Source organism: Klebsiella sp. M041, from assembly GCF_059759695.1.
Genome location: NZ_JCAXWU010000022.1, coordinates 20,496 through 44,902 on the forward strand (window position 1 = coordinate 20,496; position 24,407 = coordinate 44,902).

Sequence of the window (24,407 nt, forward strand, 5' to 3'; positions counted from 1 at the left end):
AACATAAGTAAAAGCCGAAAGGCGCCCATTGTGACACGTTCGACCAGTGAGTGAAAGTTTGCGACCTGTTAAAGCATAGTTGCCAGCCGGTATCGCGGCGCGGCGATCGCTCGTCACTATTTAGCTTTTGTTTAAGCGCTACCTGCCACACTCCAGCCAGTTCGGTTTTGCTTGCGGGAGAGACAGTGTCGTTAATTATCTCGCTCATTGAGAGCGCACAGGGCCACTATCCATTGGTATTACTGATGGTTTTCCTGCTCACCTTCACTAAATCCTGCGCGCTGGTGTCGCTGGCGATCCCGGGCACCTCCGGCCTGCTGCTGCTGGGGACATTCGCGTCCGCCAGCCTCGGTCATTTCCTGTTAATGTGGTCCAGCGCCAGCCTCGGCGCCATCGGCGGATTCTGGCTCTCGTGGTGGTTAGGCGTTCGCTATCGTCACCGCCTCACGCAGTTGCGCTGGCTGACCGCCGAGCGGCTGGCCCGCAGCCGACTCTTTTTTCAGCGCCGCGGGCTGTGGGCGGTCTTTTTCAGTCGCTTCCTCTCTCCCCTGCGCGCCACCCTGCCCCTGGTCAGCGGCGCCAGCGGCCTGCCGCTGTGGTCGTTTCAGCTGGCTAACGTTACCTCCGGTCTGCTGTGGCCGTTTCTGCTGCTCTCCCCCGGCGCTTTAAGCCTGAGTTTGTGGTGAAAAAACTTTGTCTTTCAAAGAGATTCCGCAAATCCGCGATATGCTCTAGAATTAGGATAAGCACCTGCTATTTAAACTATTTTTTAATAATTGTACGATTATTTTAAATATGCTACCGTGACGTTATAATCACTGGAGAAAAGTCTTATGAAAATCGCGGTTTACAGTACGAAGCAGTACGATAAAAAGTACCTGCAGCACGTTAATGATACCTACGGCTTTGAACTGGAATTCTTCGACTTCCTGCTGACAGAGAAAACCGCCAAAACCGCCCACGGTTGCGAAGCGGTATGCATCTTCGTCAATGACGACGGCAGCCGTCCGGTGCTGGAGGAGCTGAAGGCCCACGGCGTGAAGTATATCGCCCTGCGCTGCGCCGGGTTTAACAACGTCGACCTCGAGGCGGCGAAAGCGCTTGGCCTGCGCGTCGTGCGCGTCCCGGCCTACTCGCCGGAAGCGGTCGCTGAACATGCGATCGGCATGATGATGTCGCTTAACCGCCGCATCCACCGCGCCTACCAGCGTACCCGTGATGCCAATTTCTCCCTCGAAGGCCTCACCGGTTTCACCATGTACGGCAAAACCGCCGGGGTGATCGGCACCGGGAAAATTGGCGTGGCGATGCTACGGATCCTTAAAGGCTTCGGCATGCGTCTGCTGGCTTTTGATCCGTACCCAAGCGCCGCCGCGCTGGAGCTGGGGGTGGAATATGTTGACCTGGCCACGCTGTACAAGGAGTCGGACGTGATCTCCCTGCACTGCCCGCTCACCGACGAAAACTACCATCTGCTCAATCGCGAGGCCTTCGATCAGATGAAGGACGGGGTGATGGTGATTAACACCAGCCGCGGCGCGCTGATCGATTCCCAGGCGGCCATCGATGCCCTGAAGCACCAGAAAATCGGCGCGCTGGGGCTGGACGTTTATGAGAACGAACGCGATCTGTTCTTCGAAGACAAATCCAACGACGTGATCCAGGACGACGTCTTCCGTCGCCTCTCCGCCTGCCACAACGTGCTGTTCACCGGCCATCAGGCGTTCCTCACCGCCGAGGCGCTGATCAGCATTTCGGAGACCACCCTGGGCAATCTGCAGCAGGTCGCCAACGGTGAAACCTGCCCGAACGCTATCGTCTGATTCCTTTCCCTTTTGTGCTCCTCTCCCCGGGGGGAGCACATTCAGATAATCCCCACAGATCCCCGCTGCGATACCGTTACACTGGCTTTATTTTATTAGTAATGTGAATGTTTTGGAGTAAAAATGAACAAATTTGCGGCATTACTGGCGGCAGGGTTGCTGCTGTCCGGCTGTGTCTATAACAGTAAGGTGTCCACCGGCGCGGAACAGCTACAGCATCATCGTTTCGTGTTGACCAGCGTCAACGGCCAGGCGGTGAACGCGGGCGACCGGCCGCTGGAGCTGAGCTTCGGCGAGAAGATGGCTATTACGGGCAATATGTATGTTTCGGGCAATATGTGCAACGGCTTCAGCGGGGAAGGTAAGGTGTCGGACGGCGAGCTGAAGGTTAAATCGCTGGCGATGACCCGGATGCTGTGCCAGGATGCCCAGCTCAATACCCTTGACGCGACCATTGGTAAGATGCTGCGCGAGGGCGCGCAGGTCGATCTGACGGAAAACCAGTTGACGCTGGCGACCGCCGACCAGACGCTGGTCTATAAGCTCGCCGACCTGATGCACTAGCCGGCGTGGTGAACCCGCTGCGGGGCTGCCATTAATAGCCGCAGCTTCCGCCCGCCAGCGCCTGCTCGCTGCAGCGTTTACCGTTCGGCAACGCGCACATGCCGATCGCCGAACCATCGAGCTGACGAGCCACCGATAACGAGCCGCCTATCATGGCGCAGTTGGCCTGACCGGCGTCGCTCATCGCAGCCCGCATTCCTGGCGTGACGTGCGCCGCCGTGGCCTGCTGAACGGGTTCACTACTGCACGCCGACAGCAACAGCGCCGCACATCCCACTAATATCGCAGCTCGCATTTTCTCTCCCCTCGGAAACGTCTTAAAAAGCAAACCCAAGAATAATAGGCAGCGTGGCGCGCGGCGTCGAGAGGGGAAGTACGTATTTATGCGTCTCATTAACATTTTCTAGCAAATTTCTGCCTAAAGGTTGATCTCCCCCGGGTTCGCCACCGGACAATCGCTGGCCTTCACGCCCTGGAAAGCTACTTTCTCCGCGAACCGCGCAAAATATTGATCTGGTCACGGGTGGCCGCCGCATTGAGGACACAAATGCAAAAATGGCGGCATCAACGGTTTGCTAAACTACCTCTTATATAATTACAGGGCGCGTCGCGGTTTTACGCGTCCATTCTTTTGCGCAATGTAAGGGTGTCTTCCTATGATTACTATTGATGGTAATGGCGCGGTCGCTTCCGTCGCGTTTCGCACCAGTGAAGTTATCGCCATCTACCCGATCACGCCCAGTTCAACGATGGCGGAACAGGCCGACGCCTGGGCCGGCAATGGGCTGAAAAACGTCTGGGGCGATGTGCCCCGCGTGGTCGAAATGCAGTCGGAGGCAGGCGCCATTGGCGCCGTACATGGCGCGCTGCAGACCGGCGCCCTCTCCACCTCCTTTACCTCATCGCAGGGCCTGCTGCTGATGATCCCCACGCTGTACAAACTGGCCGGCCAGCTGATGCCGTTTGTCCTGCACGTCGCCGCCCGCACCGTCACCACCCACGCGCTGTCGATCTTCGGCGACCATTCCGATGTGATGGCGGTCCGCCAGACCGGGTGCGCCATGCTGTGCGCCAGCAGCGTTCAGGAAGCGCAGGATTTCGCGCTGATCTCGCATATCGCCACTCTGCAAAGCCGGGTGCCGTTTATTCATTTCTTTGATGGTTTCCGCACCTCGCACGAAATCAACAAAATCGCCCCGCTAGCGGATGACACGATTCGCGCCCTGCTGCCGCAGGAAAAAATCGCTGAGCATCGCCAGCGCGCGCTCAATCCGGAACACCCGGTGATCCGCGGGACCTCGGCCAACCCTGACACCTACTTCCAGTCGCGGGAGGCCACCAACCCGTGGTACGACGCGGTTTATGATCATGTCGAGAAAGCGATGGATGACTTCGCCGCCGCCACCGGCCGCCAGTACAAACCGTTTGAGTTTTACGGCCATCCGCAGGCGGAGCGCGTCATCGTCATTATGGGCTCGGCCATCGGCACCTGCGAAGAGGTGGTCGATGAACTGCTGAGCCGCGGCGAGAAAGTCGGCGTACTGAAGGTCCGCCTCTATCGTCCGTTCTCCGCCGCCCACCTGTTGGCAGCGCTGCCGGAGAGCGCCCGGGCGGTGGCGGTGCTGGATCGCACCAAAGAACCTGGCGCGCACGCGGAGCCGCTGTATCTCGACGTGATGACCGCCCTGGCGGAAGCCTTTAACTGCGGCGAGCGCGAGACGCTGCTGCGGACCATCGGCGGCCGCTACGGTCTCTCTTCCAAGGAGTTCGGTCCGGAATGCGTGTTGGCGATATTCCATGAGCTGCAGGCCGCCCAGCCGAAGCCGCGCTTTACCGTCGGCATCTATGACGACGTGACCAACCTGTCGCTACCGCTGGGCGAAAATACCCTGCCGGCAGAGGCCAAGCTCGAAGCGCTGTTCTACGGCCTCGGCAGCGACGGCAGCGTGTCGGCCACCAAAAACAATATCAAAATCATCGGCAACTCCACCCCGTGGTTCTCCCAGGGGTACTTTGTCTATGACTCGAAGAAGGCGGGCGGCCTGACCGTCTCCCATCTGCGGGTCAGCGAAAAGCCGATTCGTTCTTCGTATCTGATTTCGCAGGCCGATTTCGTTGGCTGCCACCAGCTGCAGTTTATCGATAAGTACCAGATGGCCGAGCGGCTGAAGCCCGGCGGCATTTTCCTGCTCAACACGCCGTACAGCGCCGATGAAGTCTGGTCCCGCCTGCCGCAGGAAGTGCAGGCCACCCTGAATCAGAAAAAAGCGCGTTTTTACGTGGTCAACGCGGCGAAGATCGCCCGCGAATGTAGCCTCGGGGCGCGCATTAATACCGTGATGCAGATGGCCTTCTTCCATCTGACTCACATCCTGCCTGGCGACAGCGCGCTGGCGGAACTGCAGGCGGCCATCGCCAAAAGCTACAGCAGCAAAGGCCAGGAGCTGGTGGAACGCAACTGGCAGGCGCTGGCCCTGGCCCGCGAGTCCCTGGCGGAAGTGCCGCTGCAGCCGGTGAATGCCAGCAGTCCGAACCGCCCGCCGGTGGTCTCCGACGCCGCGCCGGATTTCGTCAAAACGGTCACTGCCGCCATGCTGGCCGGCCTCGGCGATGCGCTGCCGGTCTCCGCCCTGCCGCCGGACGGCACCTGGCCCATGGGCACCACCCGCTGGGAGAAACGCAACATCGCCGAAGAGATCCCGATCTGGAAGGAAGCGCTTTGCACCCAGTGTAACCACTGCGTTGCCGCCTGCCCGCACTCGGCAATCCGCGCCAAAGTGGTCGCGCCGGAGGACATGGAGAACGCCCCTGCCAGTCTGCACTCGCTGGACGTTAAATCCCGCGATATGCGCGGGCAGAAATACGTTCTGCAGGTCGCCCCGGAAGACTGCACCGGCTGCAACCTGTGCGTGGAAGTGTGCCCGGCAAAAGATCGCCAGAACCCGGAGATCAAGGCCATCAATATGATGTCGCGTCTGGAGCATGTGGAAGAGGAGAAAGTGAATTACGATTACTTCCTCAACCTGCCGGAAATCGACCGCAGCAAACTGGAGCGTATTGATATCCGCACTTCGCAGCTGATCAGCCCGCTGTTTGAATACTCCGGCGCCTGCTCCGGCTGTGGCGAAACGCCGTATATCAAACTGCTAACCCAGCTGTATGGCGACCGGATGCTGATTGCCAATGCCACCGGCTGCTCATCCATTTACGGCGGCAACCTGCCCTCGACCCCGTACACGACCGATGCCAACGGCCGCGGCCCGGCGTGGGCCAACTCGCTGTTTGAGGATAACGCTGAATTCGGGCTCGGCTTCCGCTTAACCGTCGACCAGCATCGCCAGCGCGTGATGCGCCTGCTGAGTGAATTCGCCGACCAGCTGCCGGCAGAGTTGAACGCGGCGCTGCATGCCGAGGCGACGCCGGAAGCGCGCCGCGAACAGGTGGCAGCCCTGCGTCAGGCGCTGGCCGGCGTGCAAGGCGCTGAAGAGCTGCTGACCGATGCCTACGCGCTGGTGGAGAAATCCGTCTGGCTGATCGGCGGCGACGGCTGGGCCTACGATATCGGCTTCGGCGGTCTGGACCATGTGCTGAGCCTGACGGAAAATGTCAACATTCTGGTGCTGGATACCCAGTGTTACTCCAACACCGGCGGCCAGGCGTCAAAAGCCACCCCGCTGGGGGCGGTCACTAAGTTTGGCGAGCATGGTAAACGTAAGGCGCGCAAAGATCTTGGCGTCAGCATGATGATGTACGGTCATGTCTATGTGGCGCAGATTTCGCTGGGCGCGCAGCTGAACCAGACGGTGAAAGCGATTCAGGAAGCGGAAGCCTATCCGGGGCCGTCGCTGATCATCGCCTACAGTCCTTGCGAAGAGCATGGCTACGATCTGGCGCTCAGCCACGATCAGATGCGTCAGCTGACCGCTACCGGCTTCTGGCCGCTCTACCGCTTCGACCCGCGTCGGGCGGAAGAAGGTAAGATCCCGCTGGCGCTGGACTCCCGCCCACCGTCAGATGCCCTGGCTGAAACGCTGCTCAATGAGCAACGCTTCCGTCGCCTGAATGCGCAGCAGCCGGAAGTGGCGGAGCAACTGTGGAAAGACGCTGCCGCCGACCTGCAGAAGCGCTACGACTTCCTCGCCCAGCTGGCGGGCAAAGCGGAGAAATCACCGAGCGAGAGCTAAGATTATTTTCCTCCCGCAGCCATAAAAAAAGCCCGAACATAAAGTTCGGGCTTGTCGTTTTACCGATAAACAAAATCATTCCGCAGAATGAGACGGCAAATAAAAATGCTTGGCATGACAATAAAGGCATATAACGCCCGAATAATACGCGATCAAACTGAATATGTATAATTTTTATTTTGTATATTATTTGTAGATATATTCACCACAATTATCACCATTACTTCAGAAGTATTTTATTTAGATTTTACTTATATCGTAACAATTGAGTCTTACCATATCTCAGACCGCTCCTTTAGCATGAGTTCACTTCCTTCCCGGAAGCTAGAACATAAAAACAGTTAAAGGAATTTCTTCATGAAAAGAAAAGTACTGGCCCTCGTTATTCCGGCTTTATTAGCCGCTGGCGCTGCGCACGCGGCGGAAATTTATAATAAAGACGGAAATAAATTAGATGTCTATGGCAAGGTAGACGGTCTGCACTATTTCTCCAGCGACTCGAAAAAAGACGGCGACCAAACTTACGTTCGCTTTGGCTTTAAAGGCGAAACCCAGATCAACGATATGCTCATCGGTTACGGCCAGTGGGAATACAACGTTCAGGCCAACAATACCGAAAGCGCCGGCGATCAGGCGTGGACCCGTCTGGCCTTCGCCGGTATCAAAGTGGGCGATTACGGTTCTTTCGACTACGGTCGTAACTACGGCGTGCTGTACGACGTCGAAGGCTGGACCGATATGCTGCCGGAGTTCGGCGGCGACTCTTACACCTATGCGGATAACTTTATGGCAGGCCGCGCCAACGGCGTCGCGACCTACCGCAACAGCGATTTCTTCGGTCTGGTGGATGGTCTGAACTTCGCCCTGCAGTATCAGGGTAAAAACGAAGGCCAGAACGCCCAGGATATCAACGTCGGCACCAACAACCGCAGCAGCGACAGCGATGTTCGCTTTGACAACGGCGACGGTTTCGGTCTCTCCACCTCCTATAACTTCGGCATGGGCATCAGCGCGGCTGCGGCCTATACCTCTTCTGACCGTACCAACGACCAGATGACCCGGACCAACGCCCGCGGCGATAAAGCCGAAGCCTGGACTGCCGGCCTGAAGTACGACGCCAACGATATCTACCTGGCGACAATGTACTCTGAAACCCGCAATATGACCCCGTACGGCAATGACGGCGTGGCTAACAAGACGCAAAACTTCGAAGTCACTGCTCAGTATCAGTTCGACTTCGGTCTGCGTCCGGCTATCTCCTACCTGCAGTCCAAAGGCAAAGATCTCTATAATACCGGCAGCTACGCCGATAAAGATCTGGTCAAATATATGGACGTCGGCGCCACCTATTACTTCAACCGTAATATGTCCACCTACGTTGATTACAAAATCAACCTGCTGGATGACAACGACAGCTTCTACAAAGACAACGGTATTTCTACCGACAACATCGTCGCGCTGGGCCTGGTTTACCAGTTCTGATGCGCCAGCCCGCCGGTTCCGGCGGGCTTTCTCTCTCTTTGCATCGCAGCAGCTAAAACAAAACAATATATCCCACAGCTTAAAATAGCCGTCCGTTTAGTGATATAGTCGTGCTCAGTCAGTGCCTGCCCGAGGACGTCCATCATGCATCATCACCCGGTAAAATCTTCCCGAATTATCTCTGTCGCCTATGATGACGCCTCCGCCACGCTGGAAATCTGTTTTTATCACCAGCCGCCGTTGCAATATACCGGGGTTCCACCGCGTATTTTTCGTGACTTTTTACAGGTGGTGTCAAAAGGCCGATTTTATGACGGCGTGATAAAGGGAAAATTCCCCGAACGCAAGCCACGTTAATGTCAAAGTGTGACTGCGGTCATGATACAAAACGTGCCATAATGCCGTACAATATGAGGGGATACTTAAACAGGAGGTTTTATGAGCAGAATGATTCTTGTCCCCATCGATATCTCTGATAAAGAATTTACTGAACGCATTATCAGTCACGTTGAATCGGAAGCGCGGATTGACGACGCTGAGGTCCATTTCCTCTCCGTTATCCCTTCCCTGCCTTATTATGCCTCACTGGGAATGGCCTATACCGCCGAACTGCCTGGTATGGATGAGCTGCGCGAAGGGACGGAAACGCAGCTTAAAGAGCTCGCGAAGCAGTTCTCTATCCCGGAAGATCGGAAACATTTTCACGTTGCCGAAGGATCGCCAAAAGATAAGATTCTGGCCCTCGCCAGGTCGCTACCCGCCGACCTGGTGATCATCGCTTCGCACCGGCCGGATATGACCACCTATCTGCTGGGCTCCAACGCCGCCGCGGTGGTCCGCCACGCCGAGTGCTCGGTGCTGGTCGTTCGCTAACGCCTCAGCCCGCCGCCCGGCGGGCTTTTTATTTTTACTTCTGCCCCTGCCCGCAGCGGAAAGTGCCGGAAAGATGCTGACATTCCGCCCCTGAATCCGTACCATACACGCCACGGTTGTCTGTCAGACCTCATTAATTGCTACGCGCCAGCGCCACGTTGTCCAGCGGCTGGCAGAACGCGTGCTCTTCTGATGCCACACTATGAATTGAGCCACTATTGCATGCTGCAAAATCAAGAAATCAGCAAAAATGTACAACATCAATAAGTTGTGCCCCCTCCAACCAACTAAATTTATTTTATATTTACATACAGCCAGCCCCCACAGCGCCGGCCGCTGGCCCTGGTACCTGAATCCACCCGGGAATGGATGAGGCAGGCTATTCGAGGAAAAGAGGTGAATGAGATAATTGCAGATGGTGCGGTACCTGCTGATCATTTCACATGGCACCCCGTTTTCCGAGCGGTGGACAACGTTAGGAATCAGGGGGCGTAATTGATTGAGGCTATTAAAATCCAATAACCTGATAATACCCGCACTATGCTGAAAGCAGACCTTGGTGTTCTGATTGCCTTTTGCTTCGGGAATGCCCTCAAAGCGCATAAGTTAAGGAAGTTGCTCAGGCTCCGACGGCATCTTTAGGGCTGGTTGATAAAAAATCAAAATTGTGAACTACTTTCACCGATAATAAATTCAACGTAATAAAAAACCGCCGGCGCGAGTTTCAATCAGAAGTCATCTATTATCACGTTAAGATAGGTAAGATAACGCAACTGTACCGATCAGCTACTCTTTGAAACCAGGTTTGCCATTTCTGGCCCGCCATTCTTTCACTTCCTTAACAACCCTTTCCGGACTATCCTCTCGGCCCTTTGGAGGATAGAAAATTACATCAGAACCATCAGGGTGTTCAGTGATACGTTCAAACTCTAAAACATTTTGCACATCTTCATCTTCGGTTGTATTATCCGGTTTAAATATCTTTTCCACAAAAGCTAAAAACTCAGATTCGGTGTAATCAGAAATGCTTTTTTTATTGTCCATCATTTACCACCATTGCTTAGTGAACTTCAACATGGCTTTTTGTGCATCATAACTCGCCAGTTCTCAATACCATACACATCACCGGTATTTTAATAGCTTTTGCGTGTTCTAATTCATGTTTAAGCCTTCCCCCGACATGCTCATTTTACGAATGAACGACCATCTTTCTAACTTGATACTCCCTAAGCTAGCTTGTCAAACCGCTCAGTTAGCTCAGTGGTATCAGAAACCGCCTTCCAGAAAGCTCTCCCGAATGAATGAAAGTTCGAAAACTCACAGCCACGAAATGTATCAGCAATCACACCGGGAACAGGAGAGCCTAACTCGTCTCCAGTTTTTTTCAGCCAACCATGACTAGCCTGCTCCCCTTAACCAGTGATTTTGCCAGGTAAATCTCTAGAGCTTGCCAACATAACATCACTTGGCTCGACTCCCATTGCAAGAGCATCAGGCTGATAGATCTCTCAGTACACAAAATCCAGGTAGGCTAGCAGTATTTACGGTTGAGATGGACGAAATCTTATGGTTCCACGCGCAATGCCTGGCTTTCCGGACTCATACTTGCATTTTCTCATTGCTGATCTTGTTTCTCTAAAAAAGATCTCAGCACCAGTTGTCTCAACAGAAGTTACTTCCCCTTTTTCATTTACTGAGGCAGCGTAATTTACAGTGCCACTAATCCGATTAGCCATGGCAGAAACTGGATAATAAGGATTAGGGCAACTTATCCGCACAGGCACAACTTCTTCTTTATTTTCTGCAGCAAGTGCCAAGTTTGATATAAGAACAGCGCAAACCAGAAGTAATGTTTTTTTCATAACCGATACCAATTGTTGTTTTCCTTATGTCTATAGATCCCTAATACGCCTTTTTCATGCAACGCCGGAGGATGCGGCTCCACTTCTACATCCCCGCTGGTATGGAGGGGATTATATATCACAGCCGGGTTAGCTGCGCGCTTTGCGTTCTGCGGGGGATTGAGGCATCGCCATTCTTCCGCAGGGCTACTCCTTCCCTATAACGCTTCCATTCACCTATATTCCATTAAAAAATGAGGAGTTTCGACTTATCATTTAGGGTCAAGTAAAGTAAACACCTCTCTTACAGCCAGATTTCCAATCTTATGTGAGCCCCAAAACCCGGCACTGATTGCCGGGTATTTTATTGCTTCCCAGGTGCTTTTACGGTTTCTCACGCCCGGCACATCTCCGGCGAGTTACCTCTCACCAGCGCCTCAGCAAAAGGCCTCGGTATGGCATTAGCAGCAGGAAACCGGACGATACAATTGCTCGGCCCTGCCCTGGACGCGCTCAAAGCGCAGCATGAACTGACAGCTGGACATCCGGTCGCCACTATCACGTTTCACCACAGGGAATACGGCTCAAGCGAGGAACAGAATTTGCGACTTGTTTTCATGCCGCGGAGACGGAAAGGCGAGCAAAAACCCTGCTACTCGCACAGCAGTATAGGCAGCAGATGGGAAGCTGCAGTAAAACGCGCTGGCATTCGCCGCAGGAATCCGTACCATACGCGGCATACTTTTGCCTGCTGGCTCCTGACGGCTGGCGCAAACCCGTCTTTTATAGCCAATCAGATGGGGCATGAAAACGCGCAAATGGTGTACGACGTTTATAGTACATGGATAGAAGAAATGAACGGCGACCAGGTTTCTATGTTGAATTCCCGGCTTGGGCTTTAACACATTTTGCCCCCTATATGCCCCTTTAAGATTTTGAGAATGTTAATAATGCAAGAAAATCAAGAAATTACAAAGAAAGAGAAATACAACATCGATAAGCTGCAGAAACGTCTGCGCCGCAACGTCGGTGAGGCGATCGCCGACTTCAATATGATTGAAGAAGGCGACCGCATTATGGTTTGTCTGTCAGGCGGCAAGGACAGCTATACCATGCTGGAGATCCTGCGTAACCTGCAGAAAAGCGCACCCATCTCCTTCTCGCTGGTGGCGGTGAACCTCGACCAGAAACAGCCCGGGTTCCCGGAGCATATTCTGCCGGCTTATCTTGAGCAGCTGGGCGTTGAATACAAGATTGTCGAAGAGAATACCTACGGCATCGTCAAAGAGAAGATCCCGGAAGGGAAAACCACCTGCTCGCTCTGCTCTCGCCTGCGCCGCGGCATTCTCTACCGTACCGCCAGCGAACTCGGCGCCACCAAGATTGCCCTCGGCCATCATCGCGACGACATCCTGCAGACGCTGTTCCTGAATATGTTCTACGGCGGCAAAATGAAAGGAATGCCGCCGAAGCTGATGAGCGATGACGGCAAACACATCGTCATCCGCCCGCTGGCCTACTGCCGTGAAAAAGACATCGAGCGTTTCTCCCAGGCCAAGGGCTTCCCGATCATTCCATGCAACCTGTGCGGGTCGCAGCCTAACCTGCAGCGCCAGGTGATCGCCGATATGCTTCGCGACTGGGATAAGCGTTATCCGGGACGCATTGAAACCATGTTTAGCGCGATGCAGAACGTGGTGCCTTCGCACCTGAGCGACGTTAATCTGTTTGATTTTAAAGGCATCACCCACGGTTCTGAGGTGGTGGACGGCGGCGATCTGGCGTTTGACCGGGAAGAGATTCCCCTGCAGCCTGCCGGCTGGCAGCCGGAGGAAGAGGACGCCCGGTTAGATGAGCTGCGTCTGAACGTAGTGGAAGTGAAGTAACCCGAAAGCGTCTCAGGCCGCCGCCTGAGACGCGCTATTCTGCCCTTACTTCAGCAGTCGTACGCGGCAGGCTTTGCCTTTGATCTTGCCGTTTTGTAACTGCTTATACGCTTTCTGCGCCATATTCTGGCGGATCGCCACATAGACGTGGGCCGGGTGGACGGTAATTTTGCCGATATCGGCGCCATCAAACCCCATATCTCCGGTCAACGCCCCCAGCACATCCCCCGGGCGCATTTTCGCCTTTTTTCCGCCGTCGATGCACAGCGTCGCCATCTCCGCCGTCAGCGGCGTGATAGCGTTGCCCGTCGGCGCCGGCAGCCAGTTAAGGGATAATTGCAGCATGTCGGCCAGAATGGTGGCGCGCTGCGCCTCTTCCGGCGCGCAGAAGCTGATAGCCAGGCCTTGTTCGCCGGCGCGGGCGGTGCGGCCGATTCGGTGAACATGCACCTCCGGATCCCAGGCCAGCTCGAAGTTCACCACCAGCGCGAGAGATTTGATGTCCAGGCCGCGGGCGGCGACGTCGGTCGCCACCAGAACCCGGACGCTGCCGTTCGCGAAGCGCACCAGCGTTTGATCGCGGTCGCGCTGCTCGAGGTCACCGTGCAGCGATAATGCGCTCTGCCCGGCGGCGTTGAGCGCATCGCAGACCGCCTGGCAATCGCGCTTGGTATTGCAGAACACCACGCAGGACGCCGGCTGATGCTGGCTGAGCAGACGCTGGAGCAGCGCAATCTTGCCGTGACGGGAAACTTCAAAGAACTGCTGTTCGATAGCCGGTAGCGCATCGACGCTGTCAATCTCAATCGTTTCCGGATGACGCTGCACCCGACCGCTGATCGCCGCGATCGCCGCAGGCCAGGTGGCGGAAAACAGCAGCGTCTGCCGGTCAGCCGGCGCGAAGCGGATCACCTCGTCGATGGCGTCGCTGAAGCCCATATCGAGCATGCGGTCCGCTTCATCCATCACCAGGGTCTGCAGCGCGTCGAGAGAGACCGTCCCCTTCTGCAGATGATCGAGCAGACGGCCCGGGGTGGCGACGATAATATGCGGGGCGTGATGCAGTGAATCGCGCTGAGCGCCAAACGGCTGCCCGCCGCAGAGCATCAAAATCTTGATGTTCGGCAGGCAGCGCGCCAGACGGCGCAGCTCGCCGGCAACCTGATCGGCCAGTTCACGGGTCGGACACAGCACCAGCGACTGGGTCTCAAAGCGCGACGGATCGATATGCTGCAGCAGGCCCAGCCCGAAGGCGGCCGTTTTTCCGCTGCCGGTTTTTGCCTGCACGCGCACATCTTTCCCCGCGAGGATCGCCGGCAGGGCGGCGGCCTGAACCGGCGTCATCGACAGATAACCCAGCTCGTTAAGGTTGGCTAATTGGGCGGCAGGTAAAACAGTCAGGGTAGAAAAAGCGGTCACAATGTATTCTCGTATTAAAGGACAGACGATCTGCAGGCGCGTATCCTCGCAGATCTCCGCGCCTGATGCGACAATTTAATCGGCTCTTCATCAGGCGGCGGATCGGGCTGCGGCTGCGGACGCGGTCGCGGATCGGGTAAAGGAACCGGATCGTTCGGCTCGGGCGAGATGGGGATGGACTGGGCTGTCAGCCCTGAAGCGTAATGCATAGTGGCCTCCCGGAAAGTGATACGGGCGTACCCGCAGGCGTAAACGGCCTGAAGACCGTCGGGTGTCTTAGTAAGCGTAGAAGCTGGTCAGGAGAGCGCAAAAAAAAAGCCGACTCAACAAAGTCGGCGTCGTACGAATCAATTGTGCTATGCAGTAATTCAAAAAAGGAAGTAAGACAATATGGAGCGCAACGCCCATCGCTTGACGTTGCATTCACCTGCGAGAGAGATATTGCCCTGAATGGGTAGAGGGTTTATTGATTTCGCTCAAACATTGCCGGGTTTTCCCGGCATCGTCGCCGCCAAAAGGCGATTCTTTACAACCATTTACTGCGATGTAACCACCACGCAACACCACCGATGACAACGACTAACATCAGGCAAAAGAGGCTAAAGCCCAGATGCCAGCTATTGCCAGGGATCCCGCCGAGGTTGACGCCGAACAGGCCAGTTAAAAAGGTGCTGGGCAGAAACACCATCGCCATCAATGACATCGTATAGGTCCGCCGCGCCAGCGACTCCTGCATAATCTGGGCGATCTCATCGCTCATGATCGCCGTCCGGGCAATGCAGCTGTCGATCTCGTCCAGCCCGCGCCCCAGCCGCTCGGCGATATCCTGCATCCGCCGCCGCTGATCGTCGCTCATCCATGGCAGGCGTTCGCTGGCCAGCCGGGCGTAAACATCGCGCTGCGGCGCCATATACCGACGCATCACAATCAGCTGCTTACGCAGTAGCGCGAGAAAACCGCGCGGCGGCACCTGCTGATCGAGCAGGTCGTCTTCGAGGTCGATAATTCGGTCGTGCAGTTGTTCAATAAACTCACTGGCATGATCGGTCAGCGCGTCGCAGACTTCCACCAGCCAGCTGCCGCCATCCGTCGGCCCATTGCCCTCCTTCAGGTCGCCCAGCACATCGTCCAGCGCCAGCACTTTGCGCTGACGAGTGGAGACGATCAGCCGCTCATCCATATACAGACGCATCGCCACCAGCTGGTCTGGCCGTTCATCGGTGCTGCCGTTGATGCAGCGCAGGGTGATCAGCGCCCCGTCGCCGATCCGCGTCACCCGCGGTCGGGTGCTCTCGCCCGCCAGGGCATCGCGCACGTTATTGGGCAGCAACGGGGTGGCCGCCAGCCAGTCGGCGCTGTCGCTATGGGTATAGTTGAGATGCAGCCAGCAGGGCTTCTCTTTGTCGATAATATCGTTATCGGCGAGCGGCTTCACGCCCCCCTGCCCGTCGAGCACCCACGCGAAGATCGCGTCCGGTATCTGCAACTCCGAGCCTTTAATCGCGTCCACTCAACCTCCGTTAATCCATGCCTGTCGCATTGCGCGCGCTCTGTATAAGGTACGCGAAAGGGCGCTTTTTCGCTATTTATTGCCCGGTGAAAGAGGCTAATCGCTTCATTAAAAAGCGCTTTCCCCCTGGCCGCGCCCGCTTTCCTCATTTAACGTTAAAGTGTAGTGAAATCAAGTTCTTCAGGTTTTCCACGGTTCAGTGCGACCTTTTGCGGTTTATTTTGCAGCTTTTTGCTGTATTATGCCATTTATTGCGTCAATTTGCGGAGTATCTCGTCATGCATAAGCTCGCGCGACAAAAACACATCCTTGACCGGCTGAGTGAAACCGGTCAGCTGAGCATCAGCGAACTGGTTGATGCGCTGCAGGTGTCGGCCGATACCATACGCCGGGATCTCAGTGAGCTGGAAAACCAGGGGGTACTGCAGAAAAGCCACGGCGGCGCCATCGCGCTTAACGTCCCGGCGATGACGCGCCAGGGAAGAAACGCCCTGCTCCCCGGAACGAAACAGCGTCTGGGCCAGCAGGTCGCCGCGCGCATCCCCTCCGGCTCGACGCTATTTCTCGACGCCGGCAGCACACTGCTGGCCGTCGCTACCCAGCTGAAAGGCCCCATGACCGTGATCACCGCTTCGCTGGATATCGCCCAGCTGTTCAGCGACCGCGCCGATATCCAGCTTATCCTGCTTGGCGGCCAGTGGGACAGTGAACAGCGGCTGTTCGCCGGCAGCGCCACGCTGTCGCTGGTGGCGCGCTACCGCGCCGATATCGCGATTCTCGGCGCCTGCGCGTTGCATGCCGAACTGGGCCTGAGCGCCAGCCAGGAGGCCGATGCGGACGTAAAACGCGCCATGCTCGCCGCCAGCGCGGAACACTGGCTGGTGGCGGACCATACCAAAGTCAACCATTGCGAACCCTGGCTGGTGGCCGGTCTCAGCGACATTCACCATCTTTTCCTCGATCGTCCCTGGCCTGAGCTGGGTGATGATCCTGCCCTCTCTGTACATATTGCTGACGCTTAACAACGTGGAGAATCTGATGAGTAACAACACGATAAATATCGCCCTGATTGGCTATGGCTTCGTCGGTAAGACTTTCCACGCGCCGCTTATCCGTTCGGTGCCGGGCCTGAACCTGGCCTTCGTCGCCTCGCGCGATGAAGAGAAAGTCAAACGCGACCTGCCGGACGTCACGGTGATCGCTTCCCCGGAAGCGGCGGTCCAGCACCCGGATGTCGATCTGGTGGTTATCGCCTCCCCCAACGCCACGCACGCGCCGCTGGCCCGCCTGGCGCTGAACGCCGGCAAGCATGTGGTGGTGGACAAACCCTTTACCCTTGATATGCAGGAGGCCCGGGAGCTGATCGCCCTGGCGCAGGTTAAACAGCGGCTGCTTTCCGTCTTCCATAACCGCCGTTGGGACAGCGACTATCTCGGTATCCGTCAGGTTATTGAGCAGGGCGCCATCGGCACGGTGAAACATTTTGAGTCCCATTTCGACCGGTTCCGCCCGGAAGTCCGCGTCCGCTGGCGCGAGCAGAACGTCCCCGGCAGCGGCTTATGGTTCGATCTGGGGCCGCACCTGATCGATCAGGCGCTGCAGCTGTTTGGTCTGCCGCAGTCGGTACAGGGCAATATCGCCACCCTGCGCGACGGCGCGGAGGTCAACGACTGGGCGCATGTGGTCTTAAACTACCCGGCGCATAAAGCGATCCTCCACTGCAGCATGCTGGTCGCGGGGGGCTCCTCGCGCTTCACGGTGCATGGCGATAAAGGCAGCGTTGTCAAAGCGCGGGCCGACCAGCAGGAGAGCCAGCTGCTGGCGGGTGTGGTACCGGGAAGCGCCGGCTGGGGCGAGGATGAGGATGAGCTGGTTATCTATGACGCCTCGCTGCAGACCCAAACCCAGCCTACCCCGCCGGGCGATCAGCGCCTGTACTATATGCAGATCCGCGACGCGCTGAAGGGCCTGATCGCCAATCCGGTGCCGCCGGTGCAGGCGCTGGCGGTGATGGCCGTCCTGGAAGCGGCGGCGCGCTCTGCAGAAAGCGGCGTGGCGCAGACCCTCGACCTGACCGACGACGAGCGCAACGCGCTGCGCTAAGCCTGTCGCTACTCCGGTTATCTGCGCGGCCCGCAGGTAACCGGATCGCCACCCCGACTGTAGAAATAATCACTGCCTGTCAGCAGATTATCCTTTCTTTATCCTGCGTTTTTGCCTAAAGCACCGCTGGAAATTTCAGCCAATTGGGAGGAGGATAGAGAACAGATCGATCGTGATGAGAACAAGGTTGCTGACGCTGTGGACGCGGTGACCGCAATACCGGACAGGAGAAGCTCATGTACTACACGTTAGGAGATACCACTCTCCATTTTTATCGCTATCAGTGCAAATTCTACGTCGCCCACTGGGAAGGAGGGAACGTGATGGACGAAAAATTTAAACCGTTTATCGAGCAGATCACTGAGAAGACCGGGCTGGACGCGAAGCGCGTCGAGACCGCCGCGCGCGATTATTTTACTAACGTGGATTAACAGGCAGCCTGTTGCGGTATACCGAAGGCCAGGCCGACGCGCCTGCCGTTGATCTCCCCCCTTCCGCCGCCACGGCCCTCATTCCCGCTGGCGGCTCTCCTTCCCCACCGGCGATAAACAGGATAACGACCAGCCAGAACCCCAGGCTGTCTGCCCCACGCTTTTGTCAATTTCCAGACCGATAACGTGAGATGTCATTTATCGTAATTATCTATTTCCCCGTGATTTTTAGTCGAAACAATATCGCCCTGCCGCCAGGCAGGGCGTCGGCGACTACCGCTCCTCCAGCGCCGCCACCGGCTCCGGCGCGCTTTTCCTGCGCAGCAGATAGCCTGCGGCAAGGATCAGCAGCCATACCGGGATCAGGCAGACGGAGATGCGGATGTCCGGGGTCAGATACATCACCCCGAGGATCCCGGCGAGAAACAGCAGACACAGCCAGTTTGTCAGGGGATAGGCGAAACTCTGGAAAGCCGTTACCTTCCCGGCCCGCTGCATGGCGCGACGGAACTTAAGATGAGTGATGCAGATCATCGCCCAGTTGATGACCAGGGCGGCTACCACCAGGGCCATCAGCAGGGCAAAGGCTTTCCCGGGCATCACATAGTTAATCACCACGCAAAGCGCCGTGGCGACGGCGGACACCGCCAGGGCGGTCAACGGGATCCCGCGGTGGTTCACCCGCAGCAGCGCGCGCGGGGCGTTGCCCTGCTGAGCCAGGCCGAACAGCATCCGGCTGTTGCAGTAGACGCAGCTGTTGTAGACCGACAGCGCGGCGGTGAGCACCACCAGATTGAGGGCGTTGGCCACAATATTGCTGTCAATGGCGTGAAAGATCAGCACAAAGGGGCTTCCCCCTTCCACGACGTTCCGCCACGGGTAGAGTGACAGCAAGACCGCCAGCGACCCCACATAAAAAAGCAGAATACGGTAGATCACCTGGTTGGTGGCTTTGGGAATGGTTTTATGCGGTTCGTCGGCTTCCGCCGCGGTGATCCCCACCAGCTCAAGCCCGCCGAAGGAGAACATGATCACCGCCATGGCCATCACTAAGCCCGTGATACCGTTAGGGAAAAATCCCCCGTCCTGCCACAGGTTGGCCACCGTCGCCGCCGGCCCGCCGTGACCGCTAAATAACAGATAGCAGCCAAAGGCGATCATGCTGATGATGGCGGCCACTTTGACAATCGAGAACCAGAACTCCAGCTCGCCATACACTTTGACGTGCGTCAGGTTGATGGCGTTGATCGCCACGAAGAAGATTGCCGCCGACAGCCAGGTGGGTACCTCCGGCCACCAGTACTGAATATAGATCCCCACCGCCGTCAGCTCCGCCATGCTTACCAGCACGTACAACACCCAGTAATTCCAGCCGGACATAAACCCGGCGAAGGGCCCCCAGTAGCGGTTGGCGAAATGGCTGAACGACCCCGCCACCGGCTCCTCTACCACCATTTCGCCAAGCTGACGCATGATAAAGAAGGCGATAACCCCGGCGATGGCGTACCCCAGCAGGACCGAGGGGCCTGCCATACGGATCGTTTGCGCGATACCTAAAAACAGTCCGGTGCCGACCGCCCCCCCGAGGGCGATCAACTGGATATGGCGGTTTTTTAACCCGCGCTTTAACTGATGCTCTTGCTGCGTTGTCATCTCTGACCTGCCCCTGTCTGTAAAAAGTCACTTTCGCCGGTAGCAACTTTCAGGCCAGTGGATCGCCGCGGAGCGTCAGACCAAAATTAATCCATTGAATGATATTGAAATATTATTTTCTAGTTCGTTCTGAAAGCTGGTCATCGCGGCGCTGACCTGGCGCATAACGCGCGAAAATTGGCCAGATGACGCACAGATCATGAGAAAACCAGTGACTTAATGCATGAAGCTGACCCGTTTTGGTGCATCCGGTTTGCCGCCGTCGGGTCAGGCTTCACGCCAGGCAAAAAACTGTTAGGCTGGTAGCCACTTTTACGTTCCGCTAGTGGCCACTATGTACAACATCGACGACTATGATCTGAAAATTCTTACCCTGCTGCAGGCCAATGGCCGTTTGACCAATCAGGAGCTTAGCGAGCTTATCGGCCTGTCCGCTTCCCAGTGTTCGCGCCGCCGTATCGCCCTTGAACAGGCGCAGCTTATCCTCGGCTACCATGCGCGTCTGGCGCCGGATGCCGCCGGGCAGGAGATGCTTGGCCTGATTGAGGTGCGCCTGCTGAATCACACCCCACAATGCGTGGAGAGCTTTCATCAGATGCTCAGTGAAGTGGACGCCATTCTGGACGCCTGGAAAACCACCGGCGACGCCGATTATCTGCTGCGGGTAACGGTCCCGGACCTGCCCGGACTGAGCCATTTGATCAGCCATATTCTGGCGCAAAACAAAGGGGTGGCTCATCTGAAAACCGCCGTCGTGCTCAACCGCCTGAAGGAGAACGGCCAGCTGATGCCGGGCACGCCCTCGCTGCGCTGAACCGGAGCACAGTGCCCTGCGCTGGTGCAGATGCGGGGCCAGTCAATGCGTGATAAGCAGTAAATTCGCACAACTTACGCATTTCACAACCATTATGCGCACGACACGTGCGATTTTCTCTTTCCGACAGAACAACAGGTTAGGCTAAACCACGGCTATTTTTTCCGCAACCAATCGCCCGGGCCCGCTCCTCTGGTGCGATTTTTGCAAACAAGAGCTTATCCTTGTTAACGAAAAGATAGTGCTTATTTATGGATAACGTCCTTTCCCCTGAAAAACTGACCCACACCTGGCTGGAGGATGCCCTGGCGCTGCTGTTCGGCACGCTGATGATCTCCTTTGGCATTATCCTGTTTCGCCAGGCCGGCGCCCTGACCGGCGGGACAGCAGGCATGGCCTTTCTGATCCACTACGCCACCCACCTGCCGTTCGGCGTGGTTTTCTTCGCCATTAACCTGCCCTTCTACTGGCTCTCCGTCCGGCGGATGGGCGCCGCCTTCACGCTGAAAACCTTCTGCGCGGTCGGACTGGTGTCGCTGTTCTCCGACCTGCACGGCTACTTTATCCATGTCGATCGCCTGAACCCCTATTACGCCACCCTCTTCGGCAACATCATGGTCGGTATCGGCTTTGTGGTGCTGTTCCGCCATAAAGCGAGCCTCGGCGGCGTCAATATTCTGGCCCTCTATCTGCAGGATAAAAGCGGCATCCGCGCCGGTAAATTCCAGATGGTGGTGGACGCCTGCATCGTCACCGCCTCGCTGTGGGTGGTTAGCCTGCCGATGCTGCTGGTCTCTGTCCTCGGCGCCGTGATTTTGAATTCGATTATCGCCATGAACCACCGCCCAGGACGCTACGCGGTGTAATGGCTTCACCTTTAACGGTCATTTCAGGAGTAACCACTGTGTTCCAGAACGTTGACGCCTACGCGGGCGATCCTATCCTGTCGCTGATGGAAGCCTTTCAACAGGATCCCCGGGCAGACAAAGTTAACCTTAGCATCGGGTTGTACTATAACGAGCAGGCCATCATTCCTCAGCTGGAGGCGGTCCGTCAGGCCGCTGACCGGCTGCAGAGCCAGTTGCACAAGGCCAGCCTTTATCTGCCGATGGAGGGACTGGCTCCCTATCGCCGCGCGGTCCAGACGCTGCTGTTTGGCGAACACCATCCGGCGTTGCGTGCCGGACGCATCGCCACCATCCAGACGCTGGGCGGCTCCGGCGCGCTGAAGGTGGGTGCTGATTTCCTCAAGCGCTACTTCCCCGACTCCGCGGTCTGGGTCAGCGATCCAACCTGGGAGAACCATGTGGCCATCTTTGCCGGGGCGGGTTTCGAGGTGCATACCTATCCCTGGTTCGACAGCGCCACCCGTGGGGTCAATTTCCCCGCTATGCTTGCCGCCCTCCAGCAGCTCCCGCCGCGCAGCATCGTGCTGCTCCATCCTTGCTGCCATAATCCGACCGGGGCCGATCTCGCCCCCGAGCAGTGGGATCGGGTGATTGAGGTGTTGATCGCCCGGGAGCTGATCCCGTTCCTCGATATTGCCTACCAGGGTTTTGGCCGCGGGCTGGATGAAGATGCCTATGCCATACGCGCCATCGCCAGCGCCGGGCTGACGGCGCTGGTCAGCAACTCGTTCTCGAAGATTTTTTCACTGTACGGCGAGCGTGTCGGCGGCCTGTCGGTGGTCTGTGACAACGCCGATGCCGCCGGGCGCGTGCTGGGCCAGTTGAAAGCTACCGTACGCCGCAACTACTCCAGCCCGCCGGGGTTTGGCGCCCAGGTGGTGTCGCAGGTGCTCAACGATCCCGAGCTGAATGCCCTGTGGCAGGGGGAAGTGGAGGCCATGCGCACCCGCATCAGCGCCATGCGCGTCGCGCTGGTGAAGGCTCTGCAGGCAGCCCTGCCGGCGGTGGATTTTTCCTATCTGCTGACCCAGCGCGGCATGTTCAGTTACACCGGCTTTAGCGTCGATCAGGTAGACGTTCTGCGTGAAGAGCATGGCATCTATCTGATTGCCAGCGGTCGCGTCTGCGTGGCCGGGCTCAACCACGGCAATATTGCGCGGGTAGCCAGCGCCTTCGCCGCGGTCTGCGCACGCTGATCCGCTTTCCCGCTGGCCGGGGCAACCCCGGCGCGGTATAGCAGTTATTCGCGACGCAGTCGGCGAGCCAGGCGGGTGCCCAGCGTCTGAATAAGCTGAACAATAACAATCAGCACCAGGGCGGTGGTGAGGGTGGCAAAGGCGTCGAAACGCTGATAGCCGTAGGTGATCGCCAGGTCGCCGATCCCGCCGCCGCCCACCGTTCCCGCCATGGCGGTCGCGCCAAGCAGACCGATGGTCGCGGTGGTAAGGGCCAGAATCAACGACGCCGCCGCCTCCGGCAGCATGAAATGCCAGACGGTCTGCAGAGGGGTAGCGCCCATGGCGTCTGCGGCCTCAAGGATCCCCTCATCCACCTCCAGCAGCGAGCTCTCCACCAGCCGGGCAATATAGGGGGCGACAAAAACGATCAGCGGCACGATGGCCCCCGCGGTGCCGATAGTCGTGCCCACCAGCAGCCTGGTGAAGGGCAGGATCACAATCAGCAAAATGATAAACGGCAGCGAGCGCAGCACGTTAATCAGCGGATTCAGCGCCTGATGCACCACCGGGTTGGCCACGATGCCGCCAGGACGGCAAACCACCAACACAATTCCCAGCGGGACGCCAAGCAGCGCGCCAAAGCCCAGTGAGATGGCGACCATAATCAGGGTATCATGCAGCGCCAGCAGAAACTGCTCGCCGGTAATGGCGGTATCAATTAGATCAAACATGGATGATTTTCACTCCTGCGTCGGCCAGATGGGTGATGGCGCGTTCGGTTTCGTCAGGCTCGCCGAGGAGTTGCACAATCATAAATCCCAGTATCCGGCCCTGAACTTCGGACATGCTGGCAAACAGGATATTCACCTCGACAGCATACTCGCGGATCAGGCGGTTAATGATCGGCTGCCGGGCCGTCGCGCCGATAAATTCGAGGCGTAAAGCCCGGGCGCCGTTGTCGCGCTGCAGGAGCGACGCCACCCGCTGCGGCAGGCGATCGTGCACCACCGACTGCACGAAACTGGCGGTGACCGGATGCTGCGGCTGGGCAAAGAGATCGAAAACCGTCCCCTGCTCAACAATGCGCCCGGCCTGCATCACCGCCACCTTGTGACAGATTGTCTGGATCACTGACATTTCATGCGTAATCAGCACAATGGTGATGCCATAGCGGCGATTAATCTCCTGCAGCAGCAATAAGATCTGTACCGTGGTATGGGGGTCGAGCGCCGAGGTGGCTTCATCGCACAGCAGCACCGACGGGTTGGTGGCCAGCGCCCGGGCGATACCGACCCGCTGCTTTTGCCCTCCCGACAGCTCATTCGGGTAGCTGTGCATTTTGTCGCTCAGGTCGACAAACGCCAGCAGCTCCGCAACCCGCGCCTGGATAAAAGCCTTGTCGCGTCCCTGCAAAATAAGCGGGATAGCGATGTTATGAAATACCGTTTTCGAATTCAGCAGATTAAAATTCTGAAAGATCATGCCGATATCTTTTTTGATCGCCTGCAGGCGCTGGCCGCTGCAGTCCTGGAGCGACTCACCGTTCAACACCACCTCGCCCTCACCCGGCGTTTCCAGACGATTAATCAGCCGCAATAAGGTGCTTTTCCCTGCGCCGCTGTAGCCAATAATGCCGAAAATATCGCCCCGGTCGATACTGAGATTAATATCCTGCAGGGCCAGAACCGGATGCCCTTTTCTGTTAAAGGTTTTACTGACATGGCGAAATTCTATCATC

23 protein-coding genes and 3 pseudogenes are annotated in these 24,407 nt (G+C 57.1%); 16 read left to right on the forward strand and 10 right to left on the reverse strand.

The window, feature by feature from the left end:
- Positions 1–185: 185 nt before the first annotated feature.
- The 3 genes from AC6CWS_RS22585 to hslJ all read left to right on the forward strand — a co-directional run bounded on the left by AC6CWS_RS22585 (position 186) and on the right by hslJ (position 2,387).
- Complete coding sequence (locus tag AC6CWS_RS22585) at positions 186–686, forward strand: DedA family protein (RefSeq protein WP_023289432.1); 501 nt, start codon at positions 186–188, stop codon at positions 684–686.
- A gap of 147 nt (positions 687–833) precedes the next feature.
- Positions 834–1,823 carry a 2-hydroxyacid dehydrogenase gene (locus tag AC6CWS_RS22590; protein WP_032452619.1) on the forward strand — a complete coding sequence of 330 codons (990 nt, stop codon included), beginning with the start codon at positions 834–836 and terminating at the stop codon, positions 1,821–1,823.
- Positions 1,824–1,946: 123 nt separating this feature from the next.
- A complete protein-coding gene (gene hslJ / locus AC6CWS_RS22595) occupies positions 1,947–2,387 on the forward strand; it encodes a heat shock protein HslJ (RefSeq protein WP_065882208.1) in 441 nt (146 codons plus the stop codon).
- Between the two features lie 31 nt (positions 2,388–2,418).
- Here the strand turns inward: hslJ and AC6CWS_RS22600 are convergent, their stop codons facing one another.
- Positions 2,419–2,682, reverse strand: coding sequence for a putative hemolysin (locus tag AC6CWS_RS22600; protein ID WP_008805145.1), 264 nt, complete (start codon positions 2,680–2,682; stop codon positions 2,419–2,421).
- A gap of 361 nt (positions 2,683–3,043) precedes the next feature.
- On the opposite strand from AC6CWS_RS22600, the gene nifJ reads away from it, so the two are divergent.
- The 5 genes and pseudogenes from nifJ to AC6CWS_RS22625 form a co-directional block, all read left to right on the forward strand.
- A complete protein-coding gene (nifJ, locus tag AC6CWS_RS22605) occupies positions 3,044–6,571 on the forward strand; it encodes a pyruvate:ferredoxin (flavodoxin) oxidoreductase (protein WP_498256440.1) in 3,528 nt (1,175 codons plus the stop codon).
- 357 nt (positions 6,572–6,928) lie between these two features.
- Positions 6,929–8,053: a porin OmpK37 gene (gene ompK37, locus AC6CWS_RS22610; RefSeq protein ID WP_065882205.1), complete on the forward strand. Its 1,125-nt coding sequence runs from the start codon at positions 6,929–6,931 to the stop codon at positions 8,051–8,053.
- A gap of 144 nt (positions 8,054–8,197) precedes the next feature.
- On the forward strand, positions 8,198–8,410 hold the full coding sequence (locus AC6CWS_RS22615; RefSeq protein ID WP_023289427.1) for a KTSC domain-containing protein: 213 nt from the start codon (positions 8,198–8,200) through the stop codon (positions 8,408–8,410).
- Positions 8,411–8,491: 81 nt separating this feature from the next.
- Positions 8,492–8,926: a universal stress protein UspF gene (gene uspF, locus AC6CWS_RS22620; RefSeq protein ID WP_065882201.1), complete on the forward strand. Its 435-nt coding sequence runs from the start codon at positions 8,492–8,494 to the stop codon at positions 8,924–8,926.
- Positions 8,927–9,253: 327 nt separating this feature from the next.
- Positions 9,254–9,421 (forward strand): annotated as a pseudogene (locus AC6CWS_RS22625) (SOS response-associated peptidase); the annotation flags it as partial.
- A gap of 291 nt (positions 9,422–9,712) precedes the next feature.
- On the opposite strand, the gene AC6CWS_RS22630 reads toward AC6CWS_RS22625, so the two are convergent.
- The 3 genes and pseudogenes from AC6CWS_RS22630 to AC6CWS_RS22640 form a co-directional block, all read right to left on the reverse strand.
- Positions 9,713–9,973: a bacteriocin immunity protein gene (locus AC6CWS_RS22630; protein WP_077253408.1), complete on the reverse strand. Its 261-nt coding sequence runs from the start codon at positions 9,971–9,973 to the stop codon at positions 9,713–9,715.
- A gap of 179 nt (positions 9,974–10,152) precedes the next feature.
- Positions 10,153–10,326: pseudogene (locus tag AC6CWS_RS22635) on the reverse strand (pyocin-S2/colicin E7-DNase domain-containing protein); the annotation flags it as partial.
- 141 nt (positions 10,327–10,467) lie between these two features.
- The gene (locus AC6CWS_RS22640) at positions 10,468–10,788 is read right to left on the reverse strand and encodes a TonB family protein (RefSeq protein WP_080901495.1); all 321 of its coding nucleotides are present in this window, start codon (positions 10,786–10,788) and stop codon (positions 10,468–10,470) included.
- A 446-nt stretch (positions 10,789–11,234) separates the two neighbouring features.
- On the opposite strand from AC6CWS_RS22640, the pseudogene AC6CWS_RS22645 reads away from it, so the two are divergent.
- Positions 11,235–11,669, forward strand: a pseudogene (locus AC6CWS_RS22645) (tyrosine-type recombinase/integrase); the annotation flags it as partial.
- Between the two features lie 48 nt (positions 11,670–11,717).
- Complete coding sequence (gene ttcA / locus AC6CWS_RS22650; RefSeq protein WP_064154710.1) at positions 11,718–12,653, forward strand: tRNA 2-thiocytidine(32) synthetase TtcA; 936 nt, start codon at positions 11,718–11,720, stop codon at positions 12,651–12,653.
- A gap of 45 nt (positions 12,654–12,698) precedes the next feature.
- Here the strand turns inward: ttcA and dbpA are convergent, their stop codons facing one another.
- From dbpA to zntB, 3 genes are all read right to left on the reverse strand, one after another.
- The gene (gene dbpA, locus AC6CWS_RS22655; RefSeq protein WP_065882198.1) at positions 12,699–14,072 is read right to left on the reverse strand and encodes an ATP-dependent RNA helicase DbpA; all 1,374 of its coding nucleotides are present in this window, start codon (positions 14,070–14,072) and stop codon (positions 12,699–12,701) included.
- Positions 14,073–14,086: 14 nt separating this feature from the next.
- Positions 14,087–14,281: a proline-rich small protein YnaL gene (ynaL, locus tag AC6CWS_RS22660; protein ID WP_071592553.1), complete on the reverse strand. Its 195-nt coding sequence runs from the start codon at positions 14,279–14,281 to the stop codon at positions 14,087–14,089.
- A 317-nt stretch (positions 14,282–14,598) separates the two neighbouring features.
- Positions 14,599–15,582 (reverse strand): zinc transporter ZntB, encoded by a 984-nt coding sequence (zntB, locus tag AC6CWS_RS22665; protein WP_025713230.1) that lies wholly within the window; start codon positions 15,580–15,582, stop codon positions 14,599–14,601.
- Positions 15,583–15,860: 278 nt separating this feature from the next.
- On the opposite strand from zntB, the gene AC6CWS_RS22670 reads away from it, so the two are divergent.
- From AC6CWS_RS22670 to AC6CWS_RS22680, 3 genes are all read left to right on the forward strand, one after another.
- Positions 15,861–16,604 (forward strand): DeoR/GlpR family DNA-binding transcription regulator, encoded by a 744-nt coding sequence (locus AC6CWS_RS22670; RefSeq protein ID WP_032452613.1) that lies wholly within the window; start codon positions 15,861–15,863, stop codon positions 16,602–16,604.
- A complete protein-coding gene (locus tag AC6CWS_RS22675; protein WP_065882196.1) occupies positions 16,567–17,685 on the forward strand; it encodes an oxidoreductase in 1,119 nt (372 codons plus the stop codon). Before AC6CWS_RS22670 ends, AC6CWS_RS22675 begins: the two co-directional genes overlap by 38 nt.
- A gap of 236 nt (positions 17,686–17,921) precedes the next feature.
- Entirely contained in the window at positions 17,922–18,116 is a 195-nt protein-coding gene (locus AC6CWS_RS22680; protein ID WP_004203980.1) for a hypothetical protein, read from the forward strand.
- A 273-nt stretch (positions 18,117–18,389) separates the two neighbouring features.
- On the opposite strand, the gene AC6CWS_RS22685 is transcribed toward AC6CWS_RS22680, so the two are convergent.
- Positions 18,390–19,769, reverse strand: coding sequence for an amino acid permease (locus AC6CWS_RS22685; protein ID WP_043522066.1), 1,380 nt, complete (start codon positions 19,767–19,769; stop codon positions 18,390–18,392).
- Positions 19,770–20,103: 334 nt separating this feature from the next.
- Here AC6CWS_RS22685 and AC6CWS_RS22690 point away from each other — a divergent pair, with 334 nt between their 5' ends.
- The 3 genes from AC6CWS_RS22690 (at position 20,104) to AC6CWS_RS22700 (ending at position 22,687) form a co-directional block, all read left to right on the forward strand.
- Complete coding sequence (locus AC6CWS_RS22690) at positions 20,104–20,583, forward strand: Lrp/AsnC family transcriptional regulator (protein WP_023289419.1); 480 nt, start codon at positions 20,104–20,106, stop codon at positions 20,581–20,583.
- A 251-nt stretch (positions 20,584–20,834) separates the two neighbouring features.
- Positions 20,835–21,449, forward strand: a complete 615-nt coding sequence (locus tag AC6CWS_RS22695; RefSeq protein ID WP_004176405.1) for a YitT family protein — start codon at positions 20,835–20,837, stop codon at positions 21,447–21,449.
- Positions 21,450–21,487: 38 nt separating this feature from the next.
- Positions 21,488–22,687, forward strand: coding sequence for an amino acid aminotransferase (locus AC6CWS_RS22700; protein ID WP_065882194.1), 1,200 nt, complete (start codon positions 21,488–21,490; stop codon positions 22,685–22,687).
- Between the two features lie 44 nt (positions 22,688–22,731).
- Here the strand turns inward: AC6CWS_RS22700 and AC6CWS_RS22705 are convergent, their stop codons facing one another.
- Together AC6CWS_RS22705 and AC6CWS_RS22710 are read right to left on the reverse strand one after the other, a co-directional pair.
- Positions 22,732–23,400 carry a methionine ABC transporter permease gene (locus AC6CWS_RS22705; RefSeq protein ID WP_044522560.1) on the reverse strand — a complete coding sequence of 223 codons (669 nt, stop codon included), beginning with the start codon at positions 23,398–23,400 and terminating at the stop codon, positions 22,732–22,734.
- Positions 23,393–24,406: a methionine ABC transporter ATP-binding protein gene (locus tag AC6CWS_RS22710; protein ID WP_032429140.1), complete on the reverse strand. Its 1,014-nt coding sequence runs from the start codon at positions 24,404–24,406 to the stop codon at positions 23,393–23,395. Before AC6CWS_RS22710 ends, AC6CWS_RS22705 begins: the two co-directional genes overlap by 8 nt.
- Between the last annotated feature and the right edge of the window lies 1 nt (position 24,407).

Excerpts from the sequence above, each read along its gene's own strand:
- AC6CWS_RS22590 (WP_032452619.1), top strand. The coding sequence starts at position 834 with ATGAAAATCGCGGTTTACAGTACGAAGCAGTACGATAAAAAGTACCTG.
- hslJ (WP_065882208.1), top strand. The coding sequence starts at position 1,947 with ATGAACAAATTTGCGGCATTACTGGCGGCAGGGTTGCTGCTGTCCGGC.
- AC6CWS_RS22600 (WP_008805145.1), bottom strand. The coding sequence starts at position 2,682 with ATGCGAGCTGCGATATTAGTGGGATGTGCGGCGCTGTTGCTGTCGGCG.
- nifJ (WP_498256440.1), top strand. The coding sequence starts at position 3,044 with ATGATTACTATTGATGGTAATGGCGCGGTCGCTTCCGTCGCGTTTCGC.
- ompK37 (WP_065882205.1), top strand. The coding sequence starts at position 6,929 with ATGAAAAGAAAAGTACTGGCCCTCGTTATTCCGGCTTTATTAGCCGCT.
- AC6CWS_RS22615 (WP_023289427.1), top strand. The coding sequence starts at position 8,198 with ATGCATCATCACCCGGTAAAATCTTCCCGAATTATCTCTGTCGCCTAT.
- uspF (WP_065882201.1), top strand. The coding sequence starts at position 8,492 with ATGAGCAGAATGATTCTTGTCCCCATCGATATCTCTGATAAAGAATTT.
- AC6CWS_RS22630 (WP_077253408.1), bottom strand. The coding sequence starts at position 9,973 with ATGATGGACAATAAAAAAAGCATTTCTGATTACACCGAATCTGAGTTT.
- AC6CWS_RS22640 (WP_080901495.1), bottom strand. The coding sequence starts at position 10,788 with ATGAAAAAAACATTACTTCTGGTTTGCGCTGTTCTTATATCAAACTTG.
- ttcA (WP_064154710.1), top strand. The coding sequence starts at position 11,718 with ATGCAAGAAAATCAAGAAATTACAAAGAAAGAGAAATACAACATCGAT.
- ynaL (WP_071592553.1), bottom strand. The coding sequence starts at position 14,281 with ATGCATTACGCTTCAGGGCTGACAGCCCAGTCCATCCCCATCTCGCCC.
- AC6CWS_RS22670 (WP_032452613.1), top strand. The coding sequence starts at position 15,861 with ATGCATAAGCTCGCGCGACAAAAACACATCCTTGACCGGCTGAGTGAA.
- AC6CWS_RS22675 (WP_065882196.1), top strand. The coding sequence starts at position 16,567 with ATGATCCTGCCCTCTCTGTACATATTGCTGACGCTTAACAACGTGGAG.
- AC6CWS_RS22680 (WP_004203980.1), top strand. The coding sequence starts at position 17,922 with ATGTACTACACGTTAGGAGATACCACTCTCCATTTTTATCGCTATCAG.
- AC6CWS_RS22685 (WP_043522066.1), bottom strand. The coding sequence starts at position 19,769 with ATGACAACGCAGCAAGAGCATCAGTTAAAGCGCGGGTTAAAAAACCGC.
- AC6CWS_RS22690 (WP_023289419.1), top strand. The coding sequence starts at position 20,104 with ATGTACAACATCGACGACTATGATCTGAAAATTCTTACCCTGCTGCAG.
- AC6CWS_RS22695 (WP_004176405.1), top strand. The coding sequence starts at position 20,835 with ATGGATAACGTCCTTTCCCCTGAAAAACTGACCCACACCTGGCTGGAG.
- AC6CWS_RS22705 (WP_044522560.1), bottom strand. The coding sequence starts at position 23,400 with ATGTTTGATCTAATTGATACCGCCATTACCGGCGAGCAGTTTCTGCTG.
- AC6CWS_RS22710 (WP_032429140.1), bottom strand. The coding sequence starts at position 24,406 with ATGATAGAATTTCGCCATGTCAGTAAAACCTTTAACAGAAAAGGGCAT.